The 16,464-nt window shown below is 72.9% G+C and carries 16 protein-coding genes; 11 read left to right on the top strand and 5 right to left on the bottom strand.

Annotated features, from left to right (window positions below):
* Positions 1 to 48: 48 nt before the first annotated feature.
* From ACZ6I3_RS07755 to mug, 3 genes are all read left to right on the top strand, one after another.
* Positions 49 to 822: an SGNH/GDSL hydrolase family protein gene (locus tag ACZ6I3_RS07755; RefSeq protein ID WP_469412647.1), complete on the top strand. Its 774-nt coding sequence runs from the start codon at positions 49 to 51 to the stop codon at positions 820 to 822.
* A 106-nt stretch (positions 823 to 928) separates the two neighbouring features.
* Positions 929 to 2,371 (top strand): adenylosuccinate lyase, encoded by a 1,443-nt coding sequence (gene purB / locus ACZ6I3_RS07750; protein WP_469412645.1) that lies wholly within the window; start codon positions 929 to 931, stop codon positions 2,369 to 2,371.
* An 8-nt stretch (positions 2,372 to 2,379) separates the two neighbouring features.
* A complete protein-coding gene (gene mug / locus ACZ6I3_RS07745; RefSeq protein WP_469412643.1) occupies positions 2,380 to 2,925 on the top strand; it encodes a G/U mismatch-specific DNA glycosylase in 546 nt (181 codons plus the stop codon).
* 4 nt (positions 2,926 to 2,929) lie between these two features.
* Here the strand turns inward: mug and ACZ6I3_RS07740 are convergent, their stop codons facing one another.
* From ACZ6I3_RS07740 to ACZ6I3_RS07730, 3 genes are all read right to left on the bottom strand, one after another.
* Positions 2,930 to 3,361: a hypothetical protein gene (locus ACZ6I3_RS07740; protein ID WP_469412642.1), complete on the bottom strand. Its 432-nt coding sequence runs from the start codon at positions 3,359 to 3,361 to the stop codon at positions 2,930 to 2,932.
* 69 nt (positions 3,362 to 3,430) lie between these two features.
* Entirely contained in the window at positions 3,431 to 4,159 is a 729-nt protein-coding gene (locus tag ACZ6I3_RS07735; RefSeq protein WP_469412640.1) for an ABC transporter permease, read from the bottom strand.
* Between the two features lie 2 nt (positions 4,160 to 4,161).
* Positions 4,162 to 5,082 (bottom strand): ABC transporter ATP-binding protein, encoded by a 921-nt coding sequence (locus ACZ6I3_RS07730; RefSeq protein ID WP_469412638.1) that lies wholly within the window; start codon positions 5,080 to 5,082, stop codon positions 4,162 to 4,164.
* 108 nt (positions 5,083 to 5,190) lie between these two features.
* Here ACZ6I3_RS07730 and ACZ6I3_RS07725 point away from each other — a divergent pair, with 108 nt between their 5' ends.
* From ACZ6I3_RS07725 to ACZ6I3_RS07715, 3 genes are all read left to right on the top strand, one after another.
* Positions 5,191 to 6,375 carry a sensor histidine kinase gene (locus ACZ6I3_RS07725; protein WP_469412637.1) on the top strand — a complete coding sequence of 395 codons (1,185 nt, stop codon included), beginning with the start codon at positions 5,191 to 5,193 and terminating at the stop codon, positions 6,373 to 6,375.
* A 14-nt stretch (positions 6,376 to 6,389) separates the two neighbouring features.
* The gene (locus tag ACZ6I3_RS07720; RefSeq protein WP_469412635.1) at positions 6,390 to 7,052 is read left to right on the top strand and encodes a response regulator transcription factor; all 663 of its coding nucleotides are present in this window, start codon (positions 6,390 to 6,392) and stop codon (positions 7,050 to 7,052) included.
* 87 nt (positions 7,053 to 7,139) lie between these two features.
* Complete coding sequence (locus tag ACZ6I3_RS07715) at positions 7,140 to 8,288, top strand: ROK family transcriptional regulator (protein ID WP_469412633.1); 1,149 nt, start codon at positions 7,140 to 7,142, stop codon at positions 8,286 to 8,288.
* Between the two features lie 103 nt (positions 8,289 to 8,391).
* Here ACZ6I3_RS07715 and ACZ6I3_RS07710 read toward each other — a convergent pair whose 3' ends face one another.
* Complete coding sequence (locus ACZ6I3_RS07710; protein ID WP_469412632.1) at positions 8,392 to 9,153, bottom strand: GntR family transcriptional regulator; 762 nt, start codon at positions 9,151 to 9,153, stop codon at positions 8,392 to 8,394.
* Positions 9,154 to 9,321: 168 nt separating this feature from the next.
* The gene (locus ACZ6I3_RS07705) at positions 9,322 to 10,206 is read right to left on the bottom strand and encodes an RNA polymerase sigma-70 factor (RefSeq protein ID WP_469412631.1); all 885 of its coding nucleotides are present in this window, start codon (positions 10,204 to 10,206) and stop codon (positions 9,322 to 9,324) included.
* A 110-nt stretch (positions 10,207 to 10,316) separates the two neighbouring features.
* On the opposite strand from ACZ6I3_RS07705, the gene ACZ6I3_RS07700 reads away from it, so the two are divergent.
* The 5 genes from ACZ6I3_RS07700 (at position 10,317) to ACZ6I3_RS07680 (ending at position 16,461) form a co-directional block, all read left to right on the top strand.
* Positions 10,317 to 10,970: an NADPH-dependent F420 reductase gene (locus ACZ6I3_RS07700; RefSeq protein ID WP_469412630.1), complete on the top strand. Its 654-nt coding sequence runs from the start codon at positions 10,317 to 10,319 to the stop codon at positions 10,968 to 10,970.
* A 107-nt stretch (positions 10,971 to 11,077) separates the two neighbouring features.
* Positions 11,078 to 11,908: an alpha/beta fold hydrolase gene (locus ACZ6I3_RS07695; RefSeq protein ID WP_469412629.1), complete on the top strand. Its 831-nt coding sequence runs from the start codon at positions 11,078 to 11,080 to the stop codon at positions 11,906 to 11,908.
* Between the two features lie 48 nt (positions 11,909 to 11,956).
* The gene (gene pdxR / locus ACZ6I3_RS07690) at positions 11,957 to 13,396 is read left to right on the top strand and encodes a MocR-like pyridoxine biosynthesis transcription factor PdxR (protein WP_469412627.1); all 1,440 of its coding nucleotides are present in this window, start codon (positions 11,957 to 11,959) and stop codon (positions 13,394 to 13,396) included.
* A 138-nt stretch (positions 13,397 to 13,534) separates the two neighbouring features.
* Positions 13,535 to 15,109, top strand: a complete 1,575-nt coding sequence (locus ACZ6I3_RS07685; protein ID WP_469412625.1) for an alkaline phosphatase D family protein — start codon at positions 13,535 to 13,537, stop codon at positions 15,107 to 15,109.
* Positions 15,110 to 15,216: 107 nt separating this feature from the next.
* The gene (locus ACZ6I3_RS07680) at positions 15,217 to 16,461 is read left to right on the top strand and encodes a GNAT family N-acetyltransferase (protein ID WP_469412624.1); all 1,245 of its coding nucleotides are present in this window, start codon (positions 15,217 to 15,219) and stop codon (positions 16,459 to 16,461) included.
* The last annotated feature ends 3 nt before the right edge of the window (positions 16,462 to 16,464 follow it).

Here is a 16,464-nt window from a genome sequence, read left to right as displayed (position 1 = left end):
CGACTGACCGACTGCTGGGTATGTGCACGGGATACTATTTCCGTCGCCATGCACACGAACCCCACCCACAGCAGCCTCGTCGCGGTCGGCGACTCCTTCACCGAGGGCATGTCGGACCTGTTGCCCGACGGCACCTACCGCGGCTGGGCCGACCTGCTCGCCGCACGGATGGCGGCCAGCACACCCGGCTTCCGCTACGCCAACCTCGCGGTGCGCGGCAAGCTGATCCAGCAGATCGTCGACGAGCAGGTGGACGTGGCGGCGGCCATGGAACCCGATGTGATCACCCTGGTCGGCGGGCTCAACGACACGCTGCGGCCCAAGTGCGACATGGGCCGGGTACGCGCCCTCCTGGAGGAGGCCGTGGAGCGGCTGGCCCCGTCGTGCAAGCAGCTCGTGCTGATGCGCAGCCCGGGCCGGCGGGGACCCGTCCTGGAGCGGTTCCGGCCGCGCATGGAGGAGCTGTTCGCCTGCGTCGACGAGCTCGCCGCCCGGCACGGCGCCCTCGTCGTCGACCTCTACGGCGCCCCCTCGCTCGGCGACCCCCGGCTGTGGGACGTGGACCGGCTGCACCTGACGGCCGAGGGCCACCGTCGGGTCGCCGAGGCCGTGTGGCAGACGCTCGGCTACGAGCCCGAGGACGCCGAGTGGCGCACGCCGATGCCGACGACGCTGCCGCCGGGCTGGGTCATGCGCCGCACGGCGGACGTGCGGTTCGCCCGGCAGTACCTGCTGCCCTGGATAGGCCGCCGTCTGACCGGCCGCTCCTCGGGCGACGGCCTGCCGCCGAAGCGCCCCGAGCTGCTGCCGTACGAGCTGTAGGTCCCGCCGTACCACCCCCTCGCCCACGGCATCGCGAGCCTCTCGTAGGTTCCGACGAAAAGGCCGGTGCGCTGGCCTGCACGAATCGCCAGTAGAATCCGTCCACGTGACTTCCGCTCCCGCCAAGCCCCGCATCCCGAACGTCCTCGCCGGACGGTACGCCTCCGCCGAACTCGCCACGCTCTGGTCCCCCGAGCAGAAGGTGAAGCTGGAGCGGCAGCTCTGGCTCGCCGTGCTGCGCGCCCAGAAGGACCTCGGGATCGAGGTGCCGGACGCGGCGCTCGCCGACTACGAGCGTGTTCTCGACACCGTCGACCTGGCCTCCATCGCCGAGCGTGAGAAGGTCACGCGGCACGACGTGAAGGCACGGATCGAGGAGTTCAACGACCTCGCCGGGCACGAGCACGTCCACAAGGGCATGACCTCCCGTGACCTCACCGAGAACGTCGAGCAGTTGCAGGTCCGGCTCTCGCTGGAGCTGATGCGCGACCGCACGGTGGCCGTCCTGGCGCGTCTGGGCAAGCTGGCCGGCGAGTACGGCGAGCTGGTCATGGCCGGCCGCTCGCACAACGTCGCCGCGCAGGCCACCACCCTCGGCAAGCGCTTCGCGACCGCCACCGACGAGCTGCTCGTGGCCTACGGCCGCGTCGAGGAGCTGCTGGGCCGCTACCCGCTGCGCGGCATCAAGGGGCCGGTCGGCACCGCGCAGGACATGCTGGACCTGCTGGGCGGTGACGCCGGCAAGCTCGCGGAGCTGGAGCAGCGGATCGCCACGCACCTGGGCTTCTCGCAGGCGTTCACGTCGGTCGGCCAGGTCTACCCGCGCTCCCTGGACTACGAGGTCGTGACGGCGCTGGTGCAGCTGGCGGCGGCGCCCTCGTCGCTGGCGAAGACCGTCCGGCTGATGGCCGGGCACGAGCTGGTCACCGAGGGCTTCAAGCCGGGCCAGGTCGGCTCCTCGGCGATGCCGCACAAGATGAACACCCGCTCCTGCGAGCGCGTCAACGGCCTGATGGTGATCCTGCGCGGCTACGCCTCGATGACGGGCGAGCTGGCGGGCGACCAGTGGAACGAGGGCGACGTGTCCTGCTCGGTGGTGCGCCGGGTCGCGCTGCCGGACGCGTTCTTCGCGCTGGACGGCCTGCTGGAGACGTTCCTGACGGTGCTCGACGAGTTCGGCGCCTTCCCGGCGGTCGTCGCCCGGGAGCTGGACCGGTACCTGCCGTTCCTCGCCACCACCAAGGTCCTGATGGGTGCCGTGCGCGCGGGCGTGGGCCGGGAACTCGCGCACGAGGCGATCAAGGAGAACGCCGTCGCCTCCGCGCTCGCGATGCGCGAGCAGGGCGCCGAGCGCAACGAGCTGCTCGACAAGCTGGCCGCCGACGCGCGCATTCCGCTCGACCGCGCCGAGCTGGACGCGCTGATGGCCGACAAGCTGTCCTTCACGGGTGCCGCGGGCGACCAGGTCGCGACCGTGGTCGCCCGGGTCGAGGAGATCGTGAAGCAGCACCCCCAGGCCGCGGGTTACACGCCCGGCGCGATTCTCTGACCCGCCGCATGGCGCGCTTCACGCCCGAGGAACTGGAGGCCGCCCGCGACCGTGTCGTGCCCGACGTGGTCGCGGACGGTCTGCGGGTGCTGTTCTGCGGGATCAATCCCGGGCTGATGACGGCCGCGACGGGCCATCACTTCGCCCGCCCGGGCAACCGCTTCTGGCCCGTACTGCACCGGTCCGGCTTCACGCCCCGGCTGCTGAAGCCGTCCGAGCAGCGGGAGTTGCTGTCGTACGGGCTCGGCATCACCAACGTCGTGGAGCGGCCGACCGCCCGGGCCGACGAGCTGAGCGCCGAGGAGTACCGGGAGGGCGGGCGGCTGCTCGCGCTGAAGGCGGAGCGGCTGCGGCCGGGCTGGCTGGCGGTGGTGGGTGTGACCGCGTACCGCGCCGCGTTCGACGACCGGAAGGCTCAGGTCGGGCCGCAGTCGCGGACGTTCGGGGACACGCGTGTGTGGGTGCTGCCCAACCCGAGCGGGCTGAACGCGCACTGGACGGTCGAGTCCATGGCGGAGGAGTTCGGACGGCTGCGGGAAGCCGCCGGGAGCTGACCCCCTACGGCGGGTCCGCCTCCGTGACCAGGGCCAGCAGGTGAACCGCGTCCGACTCGTCCCGGTCCGCGACCGCCACGGCGACCCAGCGGCCGGATCCCTCCACCTCCCAGAGGTACGCCACACCGGCGCGTGCGCCGAGGTCGGCCCAGGGCCGGGGTATCTCCTCGTGCTCGGTGCGCAGCAGGACCGTCAGCAGGTTGTAGGGGTCGGTGTCGCCCCAGCGCGAGGCGAGAAGCTCGTAAACGGCGTCCCGGTCTTTCTCGAACTGGTCGATCGTCACCGCCCGGGTCGCCGGGTCGTCGTGGGGCCCGCTCTGTAACACCGCGATGTGGTAGCCGGGTCCCGAGCTGCCGACGTCCGACGGGCCGTGCTCCGCCGGAAAGGGGCGGTAGCACAGCTCGTCGACGAGGGCGATGTGCTGTGCGAGGTTCATGGGTCCAGTAAACCCGCCCCCACTGACACTTGGCGGGGACACTCGGCGGGCTGTCGTCTCCGTGGTCGGTCAGGCGTCCCGGCGGCGCACGCTCCACGCGCCCGCCAGCAGCGCGGCGGCCGTCCAGAGCGCGGTCACCGCGAGCCCCGACCACGGCCCGAGGGACGACCCGTCGTACGTCTCCCGCAGGACCAACTGCCCCGCCTTGTCGGGCAGGAAGTCGGCGACCGTGCCCGTGGCGTCGCCGATCACGAACCCCACGACGAGGATGAACGGGATCAACAGCGACAGGGTGGCCACGCCGCTGCGCAGCAGGGCGGCCAGCCCGGCGGCGAACAGGGCCATCAGCATGAGGTAGACCCCGCAGCCCACGACACCCCGCACCTGTTCGCCGACGCCGAGACCGCCGGCTGCCGGTCCGAGCCCGGCCCGCGCCACGAGGAGAGCGGCGAGAGCCGTCACCAGCCCCACCAGGAGGGCCGGTACGGCGATGACGGCCGCCTTGGCCGCGAACCACCGGCCGCGCCGGGGAACCGCGGCCAGCGAGAGCCGGAGCGCTCCCGGCTGGAACTCCGCCGACACGGCCATGGCCCCGAAGGCGACGGCCGCGATCTGGCCCGGTATGACACCCGAGAAGGACGTGAACAGCGCGTCGAACCCCGGGTCCGACGTCTCGGAGACCCCGGCGATCGCGGAGAACGCCGTGGTCGCGGCGAACAGGGCCACGAGGGCTCCCGGCAGCGAGCGCAGCGTACGGATCTTCAGCCACTCGGAGCGGAGTACGGGCGTGAGTTCCATGGTCAGGCCTCCTGGGGCTGTGCGGTGAACTCGGTCTCGGCGGACGTGAGGTCGAAGTAGGCCTGCTCCAAGGTGCCCTCCTCGGCCGCGAGTTCGAGGACCGGTACACCCCCGGCGGAGGCGATGCGGCCGATGTCGTCCACGCGTGCGTGGTGCACGGTCCAGTGACCGTCCGCGTGCTCCTCGGCCTCGTGGCCGTGCCGGGCGAGGGCGCTCTTGAGCGCGGTGGGGTCGCTCGTGCGGATGCGGACGCGCGGCCGCACGCGTGCGTGGATGAAGTCCCGCATCGGGGTATCGGCCAGCAGCCGGCCCCGGCCGAGGACGACGAGGTGGTCCGCGAAGGACGCGGTCTCGTTCATCAGGTGGCTGGAGACCAGGACCGTCCGCCCCTCCCCCGCGAGCCGTCGCAGCAACTGCCGGATCCACACGATGCCTTCGGGATCGAGGCCGTTGGACGGCTCGTCCAGCATGACCACCCCGGGATCGCCCAGCAGGGCGGCGGCGATGCCGAGGCGCTGGCGCATGCCCAGGGAGTACGTCCGTACGCGACGCCGGGCCACCGACGCCAGGCCCGTCTCCTCCAGCACCTCGTCGACGCGGCGGTCCGGGACGCGGTTGCTCGTGGCCAGGACACGGAGGTGGTCGCGCGCGGTACGGGAGCCGTGCGCGGCCTGGGCGTCGAGCAGGGCGCCGACGTGGCGCAGGGGTTCACGCAGGGTCGGGTAGCCGCGTCCGCCGATGGTCGCTGAACCGGCGGTCGGCCGGTCGAGGCCGAGCACCAGCCGCATGGTGGTGGACTTTCCGGCGCCGTTGGGACCGAGGAATCCGGTGACGCGGCCGGGCAGCACACGGAACGTGAGGTCGTCGACGGCGCGCTTGGTGCCGAACTCCTTGGTGAGGGACTGGACGTCGATGCTGGTCATGGCAGCAGCCTGGCCGGTCGTGCGGGGTACGCGCCTCCCCCGGCGGTGGAGATCGCCTCCCCCGTGCGAGGGAGGTCCGTTGTCAGTGGTGGCTGGCACGATGACGCAATGGTCCGCATGCTGCGCCCGCTCACGCGGGCGGTGACGTACACGCGGTGGCTGCACCTGTTGGTGGCCATCGTGTGGTCCTCGCTGTGGCTGTTCGTCGAGGAGGCGGTGTGGACCCAGGTCACGGCCGCCGTGCTGCTCGGACTGGCGGGCCTCGTGCCCGTCGCACGGGTCGTGGAGGGGTTTCAGGCCAGGCTGCTGCTGATCGGCAATCGGCAGGACGGTGACGACAGCGGCGAGGTCGTGACCACGCCGTCGGTCACATGGGCCGATCGCGGGCGGACGGTGCTGTGGCTGGAGGCGCGGCTGGTCTTCGGCTGGGTCGTGGCGCACCTCTCCGTCCAGTTGCCCCTCCTCGCGATCGACTTGGCGACGACGGCGTTCGGTACCGAGCCCGCCGGCGACGGGTTCGTGCCCGTCAAGGGGCAGCACTGGTGGCACGCCCTGCTCGCCCCCCTGCCGCTGCTGCTGCTCGCCGTGGTCGTGGTGGGGGCGGGCCGCCTCATCACCGCGCTGGCCAAACGGCTCCTCGGGCCGTCACGCGCCGAGCGGATGGCGGCTCTGGAGGAACGCACCGAACAGCTCCTGGAACGCACGCGCATCGCCCGCGAGTTGCACGACTCCATCGGGCACGCGCTCACGGTCGCCGTCGTGCAGGCGGGGGCCGCGCGGGCCGCCGGTGACGCGGAGTTCACCGACCGGGCCCTGGTCGCCATCGAGGAGACCGGCCGGGCCGCCCTGGAGGACCTGGAGCGTGTGCTGGGTGTCCTGCGCGAGTCGGAGAAGCCGGTGAGCAGCAGACCGACGCTCGTGGACGCCGACCGGCTGCTGGAGTCCGCGCGTGCCTCCGGGGCGAAGGTGGACGCCGAGGTGACCGGGCCCGTGGACACCGTGCCCGGGCCGGTGTCGCGGGAGGGCTACCGGATCCTCCAGGAGGCGCTGACCAATGTGCTGCGGCACGCGGGGGCGGTCCCGGCGCAGGTACGTGTCCAGGTCACCGGCGACACCCTCGTCCTCGCGATACGCAACCCGCTGACCGAACCGATACCCGGCCCCGGCACCGGACGCGGCAGCGGCAGCGGCCTGCGCGGCATACGCGAGCGCGCCGCCCTGCTCGGCGGACGGGCCAGAACCGGACCCGACGAAGGCGACTGGCAGGTTCATGTCGAACTACCGTTGAGTTGATCTACGCTGTCCGGATGCCGGTCACCGTTCTCCTCGTCGACGACGAACCCCTCGTGCGCGCGGGTCTGCGGGCCGTGCTGGAGGCACAGCCCGACATCGAGGTGGTCGGGGAGGCCGCGGACGGGGCGGCGGTGATCCCGCTCGTGCGGCGGCTGCGGCCCGACGTGGTCGCCATGGACGTACGGATGCCGCTGCTGGACGGGATCGAGGCCACCCGGGCGCTGCTGCGGTCGGTCGACGAGCCGCCGCGGATCCTGGTGGTGACGACCTTCGAGAACGACGAGTACGTGTACGAGGCGCTGCGGGCCGGGGCCGACGGGTTTCTGCTCAAGCGGGCCCGGCCGGCCGAGATCGTGCACGCGGTGCGGCTGATCGCCGAGGGCGAGTCGCTGCTGTTCCCGGCCTCGGTGCGGCGGCTCGCCGCCGAGTACGGAGACGACGGCGGGAACCGCGCGGCGCGGGCGGCGATGGAGCGGGCCCAGCTGACCGAGCGCGAGGCCGAGGTGCTGCGGCTCATGGCGCGGGGTCTGTCGAACGCGGAGATCGCCACCCGGCTGGTCGTGGGGACGGAGACCGTGAAGTCACATGTCAGTGCGGTGCTGGCGAAGTTGGGGGCGCGGGACCGGACCCAGGCGGTGATCGCCGCGTACGAGTCGGGGTTCGTGGCACCGGGCTGATCGGCAGGGCCGGTGCCGGGCCCTCGCCGGGGCGCGCCGCGCCGAGTACGATCCGGCCAACACGCGCGCGACCTGGGAGGACGGACGGTGGGGCGGCTGACCGGCGGGGGTCCCTCGCTGCTGCGAAGGATCAACTCCGCGGTGGTGCTGCACGCCCTGCGTGCCACGGACTGCGCGACCCTGACCGAGATCACCCGGGTGACGGGGCTGTCCCGGCCGACCGTCGAGGGCGTCGTCGAGGGGCTCATCGAGGCCGGGCTCGTCGTCGAGAAGGCGGCCGAGGAAGGTGCCGCACGGCGGCAGGGGCGACCGGCGCGGCGGTTCCGCTTCCGGGCGGAGGCCGGGCATCTGCTGGGGCTGGAGATCGGGGCGCACCGGGTGGCGGCCCTGCTGGCCGACCTGGACGGCCGGGTGATCGGCGCCCAGGCCAAGGACGTGTCCGAGACTGCGGGGGCCGACGAGCGGCTGGAACGGCTGCGCGGGGCCGTCGCCGAGCTGCTGCGGCGGGCCGGTGTCGCACGGGGCTCGCTGCGGGCCGTGGGCGTGGCGACGCCCGGGATCGTCGAGGCGGACGGCACGGTACGGCTGGGCACCGCGCTGCCGGGGTGGACGGGGCTGCGGCTGGGCGAGCGGCTGAGCCGGTCCTTCAAGTGCCCGGTCCTGGTCGAGAACGACGCCAACGCGGCCGCCGTCGCCGAGCACTGGAAGGGCGCGGCCACCGAGTCGGACGACGTGGTGTTCGTGCTGGCGGGGCTCAGCCCGGGCGCCGGTGCGCTGATCGGAGGCCGGCTGCACCGGGGGTACGGCGGGGCGGCCGGCGAGATCGGCGCGCTGCATCTGCTGGGCCGTGAGGTCACCCCGGAGACCCTGCTCTCCACCACCGACGAACCCCTGCACCCGCTCGACGAGCAGGCCGTCGCCGAGGTCTTCGCACAGGCACGCGACGGCGACCAGCGGGCCCGCGCGGCCGTCGACCGCTTCCTCCAGCGCCTGGTCCACGACGTGGCGGCCCTCGTCCTCGCCCTCGACCCGGAACTGGTCGTCATCGGCGGCTGGGCGGCGGGCCTCGACGGCGTCCTGGACCCCCTCCGCCAAGAACTCTCCCGCTACTGCCTGCGCCCCCCACAGGTCACCCTCTCCCGCCTCGGAGACGCGGCAGTGGCCACCGGCGCCCTGCGCCTGGCCCTGGACCACGTGGAGGAACAACTCTTCGCGGTAGAACGACGCCCCTTCTAGGCAACGCCCCTTCAGGTGGCGCCCTTCAGGGGCGCGGGGAACTGCGCGACAAGCCCCAACGCACCCGCAGTCCCCCACTCACGACACGCCCACGGCGCGACGGTCAGGACGCCTGCCGCTCAGGCCCGTCATGAATCTCCACCCCGCCCGAGTCACCGAAAGTCAACCGGCACGTGTCAGCGCGATACGTCGCAACCGACAGCGCGGCCGTACGCCCCCCGACGACAAACCGCGTCGTCACCACCAGAACAGGAGCCCCAGGCAGCCGATCCAACTCCTTGGCATCATCGGCGCCGGCGGAGCCGAGCTCCACCGCGTTCTCCTGCCGCCCCAGCTCCAGCCGCTGCAGCTCACGCAGCACCGCTCGCGCGCGTGCCGCCCCGGACGGCGCGTCTATGCCGGAGAGCTCGGGCACCGAGGACCGCGGAATGTAGAGGAGTTCGGCGGCCACCGGCCGGCCGTTCGACACACGGGAGCGGCGCACGACATGGACGGGCTCGTCACGGCCGGTCTCCAGCGCCTCGGCGACCGCCGCCGACGGCACCGCCGCCACGCAGTCGACGGGCTGCCAGGCGTCCTCGGCGCCGCCGGGCCAGGTGTGCGGGCCGGTGCCGAGGGAGACACCCATGCGCGGCGGGGCGACGGTCGTGCCGACACCGCGGCGGCGCTGCAGTCTGCCTTCCAGTTCGAGCTGCTCCAGGGCCTGACGGAGCGTGGCGCGGGCGACGCCGAAGCGGGCCGCGAGGTCACGCTCGTTGGGAAGGATCTCCCCCACCGAGAATTCCGAGTCGAGCGCTTCACTGAGCACGGTCTTGAGATGCCAGTACTTCGGTTCCGGCACCGATTCCAGCTGCGTGGTCCCCACCCTGTCCTCCGCAATCGCCGTGGTCGGCGGCGTTTTCGCGCCCTTGTTTTTTAAATGTTGTTTCACTTCTCTGCGACCATAGGACGGCCCTGATCCTTGGTCAAGACCAATGGCCGGGAACGTTCACGGGGCGTTCATCCGAGGTCCACGGGGCCACGACGGCACCGGCTACGCGGCGGCCAGCGACCGCAGCTTGTCGGGGTTCCGGATGATGTAGACCGCCTGGACCCGCCCGGCGGCGACGTCGAGCTGGAAGACGGAGTCGGGCTTGCCGCCGGACAGGACCAGCACGGCCGGGCCGCCGTTGAGCTCCAGGAATCGCACGGAGAAGTCCGGGACGCCCTTCCGCGCGGCGCCGACGAGGAAGCGGCCGACGTTGTCCGCGGTCCGCAGGACCCGCAGCGGCGCCCGCGCCTTGCCGCCGCTGTCGCCGACGAGACGGACGTCCGGGGCGAGGAGCGCCATCAGTCCTTCGAGGTCGCCCTCGGCCGCGGCGGCGAGGAAGCGTTCGGTGAGGTCGCGGCGCTGGGCGGGGTCGACCTCGTAGCGGGGCCGCCGCTCCTCGACGTGCTTGCGGGCCCGTCCGGCCAGTTGGCGTACCGCCGGTTCGCCGCGGTCGAGCATGGCGGCGATGTCGGCGTACGGGAAGCCGAACGCCTCGCGCAGCACGAACACGGCCCGCTCCAGCGGTGACAGCGACTCCAGCACGACGAGGACGGCGAGGGAGACGGAGTCGGCGAGCACGGCCCGCTCGGCGGTGTCCGGCACGGGGTCGCCGAAGTCGGTGACGTACGGCTCGGGCAGCCACGGGCCGACGTAGGTCTCCCCTCGGGACTTGATCTGGCGCAGCCGGTCGATGGCGAGGCGGGTCGTGATCCGTACGAGGTAGCCGCGCGGTTGGCGTACGTCGCCGCGGTCGCTGCCCGACCAGCGCAGCCAGGCCTCCTGGACCACGTCCTCCGCGTCGGCCACGCGGCCCAGCATGCGGTAGGCGACGCCCAGCAGGACGGGGCGGTGCGCTTCGAAGAGGTCGGTCGCCGTCTCGGTGGTCACGGCTCCATCCCAGCCCACGGGTGCGGACCTGTCCAGGCGGAATCGCCCCTTCCCGGACAGAATGGCCCACAGGACGCCGGTGATCGCCGGCACGCTTCCCGGAGGTGGCGATGCGGTACGCGGTTCTGGGCACGGGAGACGTCGGGCGCACCCTCGGCGCCCGGCTGGTGGAGCTGGGGCACGAGGTGCGGCTCGGCTCCCGGACGAGGGACAACCCGGCCGCCGTGGAGTGGGCCTCCGCCGCGGGCGCGGGGGCGGACGCGGGGACGTTCGCCGAGGCGGCGGCGTTCGGCGAGGTCGTGGTGAACGCGGTCGGCGGGCGGGTCGCGCTCGCGGCGCTGGACGCGGTGAGGCCGGAGGACTTCGACGGGAAGATCCTCGTGGACGTCTCCAACCCGCTGGGGTTCGAGGAGGGCGAGCTGCGGTTGTCCCCCGTCGAGTCGGACAGCGTGGGCGAGCAGATCCAGCGGGCCTTCCCGAACGCTCGCGTGGTGAAGACGCTCAACACCGTCAACTGCCAGGTGATGGTGGACCCCGGGCGGGTGCCGGGCGAGCACAACGTGTTCGTCTGCGGGGACGACGCGCGCGCCAAGGAGCAGGTGACGGCCCTCCTCGGGGAGTTCGGCTGGCCCCAAGAGCGGGTGCTGGACCTCGGCGGAATCCGGGCGGCCCGCTCCGTGGAGATGTGGCTGCCGCTGTGGGTCAGCCTGATGCAGAAGTTCGGGCACGCTGACTTCAACCTGGAGCTGCGCCGGGCCCGTTGAGCGGTCCGGGGCCGTGAAGGTGGCGACGACTCGGGGCTACCCGTCGGTAGCAATTGCTGACAAGCTGTCTACGGCGTCCGTCAGCGAGTACAGCCGAGGAGCACCCCATGTCCGCCACCGTCTCCTTCAAAGTCGCCTCCGCGCACGGCGAGCAGAACGTCACCCTGTCCTACACGCGCCGGGGCAGCGGCGACCCGTTGCTCCTGCTGCACGGCATCGGCCACCACCGGCAGGTGTGGGATCCGGTGATCCCCGCGCTGGCGGCCGAGCGCGATGTGATCGCCGTGGACCTGCCCGGGTGCGGCGAGTCGCCGGCGCTGCCGGACGGCATGGCGCACGACCTGCCGACGATGAACACCGTCCTCGTGGCACTGTGCGAGGCGCTGGAGATCGAACGGCCGCACGTGGCCGGCAACTCGCTGGGCGGCCTGCTGGCCCTGGACCTCGCCCGGGCGCAGCTCGTGCGCTCCGTCACCGCGCTGTCCCCCGCCGGGTTCTGGAACGAGGCCGAGCGCCGCTACGCCTTTACGGTGCTGATGACCATGCGGCAGATCGCCCGGCGGATGCCACTGCCCCTCGTCGAAAGGCTGGCGCGCCCGGCGCTCGGCCGCACCCTGCTGACGAGCACCATCTACGCCCGCCCGGGCCGCCGTTCACCCGAGGCCGTGATCGCCGAGACGCTGGCGCTGGCCCGGGCCCAGGGCTTCTCCGAGACCCTCCGCTCCGGCAGGACCGTGCGGTTCACCGACGACATCGTGGGCACACCGGTCACCGTGGCCTGGGGCAGCCGGGACCGGCTCCTCATCCCCCGCCAGGGGGTGCGGGCCAAGGGCGTCATCCCCGGGGCCCGGCTGGTACGGCTGCCGGGCTGCGGCCACGTCCCGATGAACGACGACCCGGCCCTGGTCGCCAGGGTCGTCCTCGACGGCAGCCGCTGACCCGTACCGAGGCCTGCGCGCGGCGGGGAGCCTCTAAGGTCTCCCTTCATGAAGCCACCGCAGAGCGCCCCGGGCACCGGTGCCGCGTCCGCCGCCTGGGAGCTGCTGCTCCCCGCCGCCGCGGCACCGGCTCGCACGCGCGGCCGGTCCCTCCAGGCGGCGCTGCGCGAGGCGGTCCGCTCGGGCCGGCTCGCGCCGGGCACGCGGCTGCCCTCCAGCCGGGATCTCGCGGCGGACCTGGGCGTGTCACGGGGGCTGGTCACGGAGGCGTACGAACAGCTGACGGCCGAGGGCTATCTGCGCAGCGGCCGGGGCGCCGGGACCTGGGTGGGCGCCGCCGCACGGGCCGCCCGGCCGCGTGCGCACGATCTCGCCCCGCGCTCCCCCGGTGCCCGCGCGGACTTCGTGCCCGGCACTCCGGACCTGTCGCTGTTCCCGCGCTCGGCGTGGGCCGCCGCGCAGCGCGATGTCCTGGCGGAACTGCCGCACCGGGACCTGGGGTACCCCGATCCGCGCGGGCTGCCCCGGCTGCGCACCGCGCTGGCCGGACTGCTCGCCCGGCGGCGGGGCGTGGTGGCCGACCCGGAGCGGATCGTGGTGGTCTCCGGGGTCGCCCAGGCGACGACCCTGCTCGGTTTCGCGCTGCACGCGCGCGGGATGCGGAGCGTCGGGGTGGAGGACCCCGGCAGTCCCCAGCACGACGCGCTGTACGCCTCGGCCGGGGTCACCGCCGTGCCGCTGCCCGTGGACGGCGAGGGAATCGCCCCGGAGCCGCTGCGGGCGTCGGGCGTACGGGCCGTGGTGACAACCCCGGCCCACCAGTTCCCCACCGGCATCGCCTACTCGGCCGACCGTCGCGCCGCGCTGCTGGACTGGGCTCGGGAAGTGGACGGCATCGTCCTGGAGGACGACTACGACGGCGACTTCCGCTACGACCGCGCACCCGTCGGCGCGCTCCAGGGCCTCGACCCGGACCATGTCGCCTACACGGGCTCCGTCAGCAAGTCCCTCGCCCCCGGGCTGCGGCTGGGCTGGCTGCTGGTGCCCGAGGCCTGGGCGGAGGAGATCGTCGAACGCAAGCGCACCATGGACCTCGGGCACCCGGCCCTCGACCAGGCCCTGTTCGCCCGGTTCCTGGAACGCGGCGACTACGACCGCCAACTGCGCCGCTGCCAGCGCGCCTACCGCGAGCGACGTGACGCGCTGGTCTCCGCCCTCACCGAGCACTTCCCCGGTTCGAAGGTGTCAGGGATCGCCGCGGGCCTGCATGTGATCGCCACGCTGCCGGAGCGGTACGGCCCCGAGGACCGGTTCCTCGCGCGCGTGGCGGAGGCCGGGGTGGCGGTGCGCCCGCTGTCGTCCTGCACCCACCCCGGGACCGAGAGCGCCGAGACGAAGAAGGTACGGCTCGTCCTGGGCTACGCCCATGTGCCGCCCGCCCGGATCGCCGAGGGCGTACGCCTGATGGCTCAGGCTGCCACCGGATGACTCCGGCGGGCTCGCCCCCGCGCGCCGGTTCCCCCGCCCCTGCGGTCAGTTGTTCACTTGGGGTTCGTGTGTGCGCTGCGGCGTGCCAGTAGTTGTGGCTCTGCACACTGGCCGGATCCCGTCGCTGGAGGCGTATCCATGTCACACCGTCCGTTCCCCGGGCGCCGTAGCGTCCTGCGGGGCTCCCTCGCCGCGTCGGCGGCCCTGTCCCTGCCCACCGCTCTCGGAGCGGCTCCGGCCTTCGCCCGGTCCGGGCGCCCGAAGGCGGGGTGGGGTGTACAGGCGGGAGACGTGACCTGCGACTCCGGGCTGGTGTGGGTGCGCTCCGACCGGCCCGCCCGGATGATCGTCGAGACGTCGGCGACCGAGTCGTTCCGCAACCCGCGCAGATGGCACGGCCCCCTGCTGGGCCCGGGCACGGACTTCACCGGCACGACCCCGCTGCGCGGACTGCCCTCCGGCGAGCAGATCCACTACCGCGTGCTGCTCGCCGACCCGGACGACCCGCGCCGCACCGGCGAGCCGGTCACCGGCAGCTTCCGCACCGCGTCCGGCAAACGCCGCGACGGAGTGCGGTTCGTCTGGTCCGGTGACCAGGCCGGACAGGGCTGGGGCATCAACCCGGACCTCGGCGGCTACCGGATCTACGAGGCGATGGGCGCCCTGGACCCCGACTTCTTCCTCTGCAGCGGCGACAACATCTACGCCGACGGCCCGCTCACCGAGACCGTGGCCCTGCCCGACGGGCGGACCTGGCGGAACATCACCACGGAGGAGAAGGCGAAGGTCGCCGAGACCCTGGCGGAGTTCCGCGGCAACTTCCGCTACAACCTCCTGGACGAGAACCTGCGCGCCTTCAACGCCCGGGTCCCGTCCATCATCCAGTGGGACGACCACGAGGTCACCAACAACTGGTACCCGGGCGAGATCCTCGGCGACACCCGGTACACCGAGAAGAACGTGGACGTGCTCGCCTCCCGTGCCCGCCAGGCGTTCTCGGAGTACTTCCCGATCTCGACGCTGCGCCGCCCGAGCGGCCGGGTCCACCGGGTGCAGCATCACGGCCCGCTGCTCGACGTCTTCGTCCTGGACATGCGCACCTACCGCAACGCCAACTCGACGGACGACCAGCCCACCGACGCTCAGGGCATCCTCGGCCGCGAGCAGCTGGAGTGGCTCAAGCGCGAACTGTCCCGCTCCCGGGCGGTCTGGAAGGTGATCGCCTCCGACATGCCGATCGGTCTGGTCGTCCCGGACACCGGTGACGGCAAGCCGAACATCGAGGCCGTCGCGCAGGGCGACCCCGGCAAGCCGCTGGGCCGCGAGCTGCAGATCGCCGAGCTGCTGCGGTTCATCAAGCACCGGCGGATCACGGGCACGGTGTGGCTGACGGCCGACGTGCACTACACCTCCGCGCAGCACTACCTGCCGTCGAAGGCCGCCTTCACCGACTTCGAGCCGTTCTGGGAGTTCGTGTCGGGCCCGCTCAACGCCGGTGCCTTCCCGGCGAACACGCTCGACGGCACCTTCGGCCCGGACCGCGTGTTCATCAAGGCGCCGACGACCGCCAACGTCTCGCCCGCCGGTGGCTACCAGTTCTTCGGCGAGGTCGACATCGACGGCGGCAGCGGCGAGCTGACGGTCCGTCTGCGCGAGCAGGACGGCACCGTGCTGTTCACGCAGGTGCTCCAGCCGGGCCGGGTCGGCCAGTAAGTTTGAAGCGTTGACGAAGGGGGCAGACTGTCCCCTTTACCCGCCAGTCACATGACGTTCGCGATCACGCAACACCGTTCCCTCACAGTGGGTGCATGACGCGAAAAATGACGGAAGCGACGCACCCGGACAACAACTGCCGCCCCGCCGCCACGATGCGGCGCCTCACCGCGGCGCTGCGCACCTGGCGGCCACGACGCCACGAACACGCGCCGCCGACGGACCATACCGAGTCCCCGGCACCGGAGCCGGTGCCGGGGGCGAGCACGCTGTGGCGGATGCGGACCACGGTCCGGGACGAGCCGGGGTCGCTGGCGGCGCTGTGCACGGCCCTCGCCGGGCTTCGCGTCGACATCCTGAGCCTGCAGACGCATCCGCTGGCCGACGGCACGGTGGACGAGTTCCTGCTGCGGGCCCCGGGTGACCTGCCGGCGTCCGGGATCGCCACCGCCGTCCGGACGGCCGAGGGCACCGACACCTGGATCGAGCGGGCCGACGCCCACGACCTGGTGGACGCGCCGACCAGAGTCCTCGGACTCGCCGCCCGCACCGCCCTGGACGCCGCGGAACTGCCGCTGGCCCTGCGCCAGTTGCTGGGCCGCTGCACGATCCGCTCCCAGCCCGCGCCGGCCGGCGGCGACCCCGTGCCCGGCGGCGTGCAGGTGGAGGGCGCCCTCGACGGCACCGTGCTGCGCCTGCGCGCCCCGGAAGGCGGGGTGATCACCGTGGAGCGGCCGTACCTGCCGTTCACGCCGACCGAGTTCGCCCGGGCCAGGGCCCTGGTGGACCTGGACGCCCGGCTCGGCCCGCGCGTCCCGCACGGCCGGGACGTGCTCACCCTCGCCGAGGGCGCCGACATCACCGTGCGCCGGGCCGACACCCGTGATCTGGAGCCGGCCCGAGCCATGCACGAGCGGTGCTCGGACCGCACGCTGAGGCTTCGCTACCACGGTCCGGTCGGCGATGCCGACCGGTATCTCAACCACCTGCTCAGCCCCCGCTTCGGCCGTACGCTCGCCGTGCAGACCGCGTCCGGGCGGGTGGTCGGGCTCGGGCATCTGCTGTGGGACGGGGACGAGACGGAGGTCGCGCTGATCGTCGAGGACGCGTGGCAGCGACGGGGCGTGGGTGCCGAGTTGCTGCGCAGGCTGGTGGCGATGGCGGTGGATGCCGGGTGCGCGAGTGTGTACGCCGTGACGCAGGCGTCCAACACGGGCATGGTCGCGGCGATGCGGGGGCTGGGGCTTCCTCTCGACTATCAGGTCGAGGAGGGGACGCTGGTGATCACGGCGCGGCTGGGTGAGCCCGTTGCGTCGCGTGCTGGTGAGTTGGGGAGCGCCTCGGCGCCGTAGGGG

It is taken from the genome of Streptomyces sp. NPDC041940, assembly GCF_055589465.1.
This window is presented reverse-complemented; position numbering and strand designations above follow the sequence as displayed.

Excerpts from the sequence above, each read along its gene's own strand:
- ACZ6I3_RS07755 (WP_469412647.1), top strand. The coding sequence starts at position 49 with ATGCACACGAACCCCACCCACAGCAGCCTCGTCGCGGTCGGCGACTCC.
- mug (WP_469412643.1), top strand. The coding sequence starts at position 2,380 with ATGGCGCGCTTCACGCCCGAGGAACTGGAGGCCGCCCGCGACCGTGTC.
- ACZ6I3_RS07740 (WP_469412642.1), bottom strand. The coding sequence starts at position 3,361 with ATGAACCTCGCACAGCACATCGCCCTCGTCGACGAGCTGTGCTACCGC.
- ACZ6I3_RS07735 (WP_469412640.1), bottom strand. The coding sequence starts at position 4,159 with ATGGAACTCACGCCCGTACTCCGCTCCGAGTGGCTGAAGATCCGTACG.
- ACZ6I3_RS07730 (WP_469412638.1), bottom strand. The coding sequence starts at position 5,082 with ATGACCAGCATCGACGTCCAGTCCCTCACCAAGGAGTTCGGCACCAAG.
- ACZ6I3_RS07725 (WP_469412637.1), top strand. The coding sequence starts at position 5,191 with ATGGTCCGCATGCTGCGCCCGCTCACGCGGGCGGTGACGTACACGCGG.
- ACZ6I3_RS07720 (WP_469412635.1), top strand. The coding sequence starts at position 6,390 with ATGCCGGTCACCGTTCTCCTCGTCGACGACGAACCCCTCGTGCGCGCG.
- ACZ6I3_RS07700 (WP_469412630.1), top strand. The coding sequence starts at position 10,317 with ATGCGGTACGCGGTTCTGGGCACGGGAGACGTCGGGCGCACCCTCGGC.
- ACZ6I3_RS07695 (WP_469412629.1), top strand. The coding sequence starts at position 11,078 with ATGTCCGCCACCGTCTCCTTCAAAGTCGCCTCCGCGCACGGCGAGCAG.
- pdxR (WP_469412627.1), top strand. The coding sequence starts at position 11,957 with ATGAAGCCACCGCAGAGCGCCCCGGGCACCGGTGCCGCGTCCGCCGCC.
- ACZ6I3_RS07685 (WP_469412625.1), top strand. The coding sequence starts at position 13,535 with ATGTCACACCGTCCGTTCCCCGGGCGCCGTAGCGTCCTGCGGGGCTCC.
- ACZ6I3_RS07680 (WP_469412624.1), top strand. The coding sequence starts at position 15,217 with ATGACGGAAGCGACGCACCCGGACAACAACTGCCGCCCCGCCGCCACG.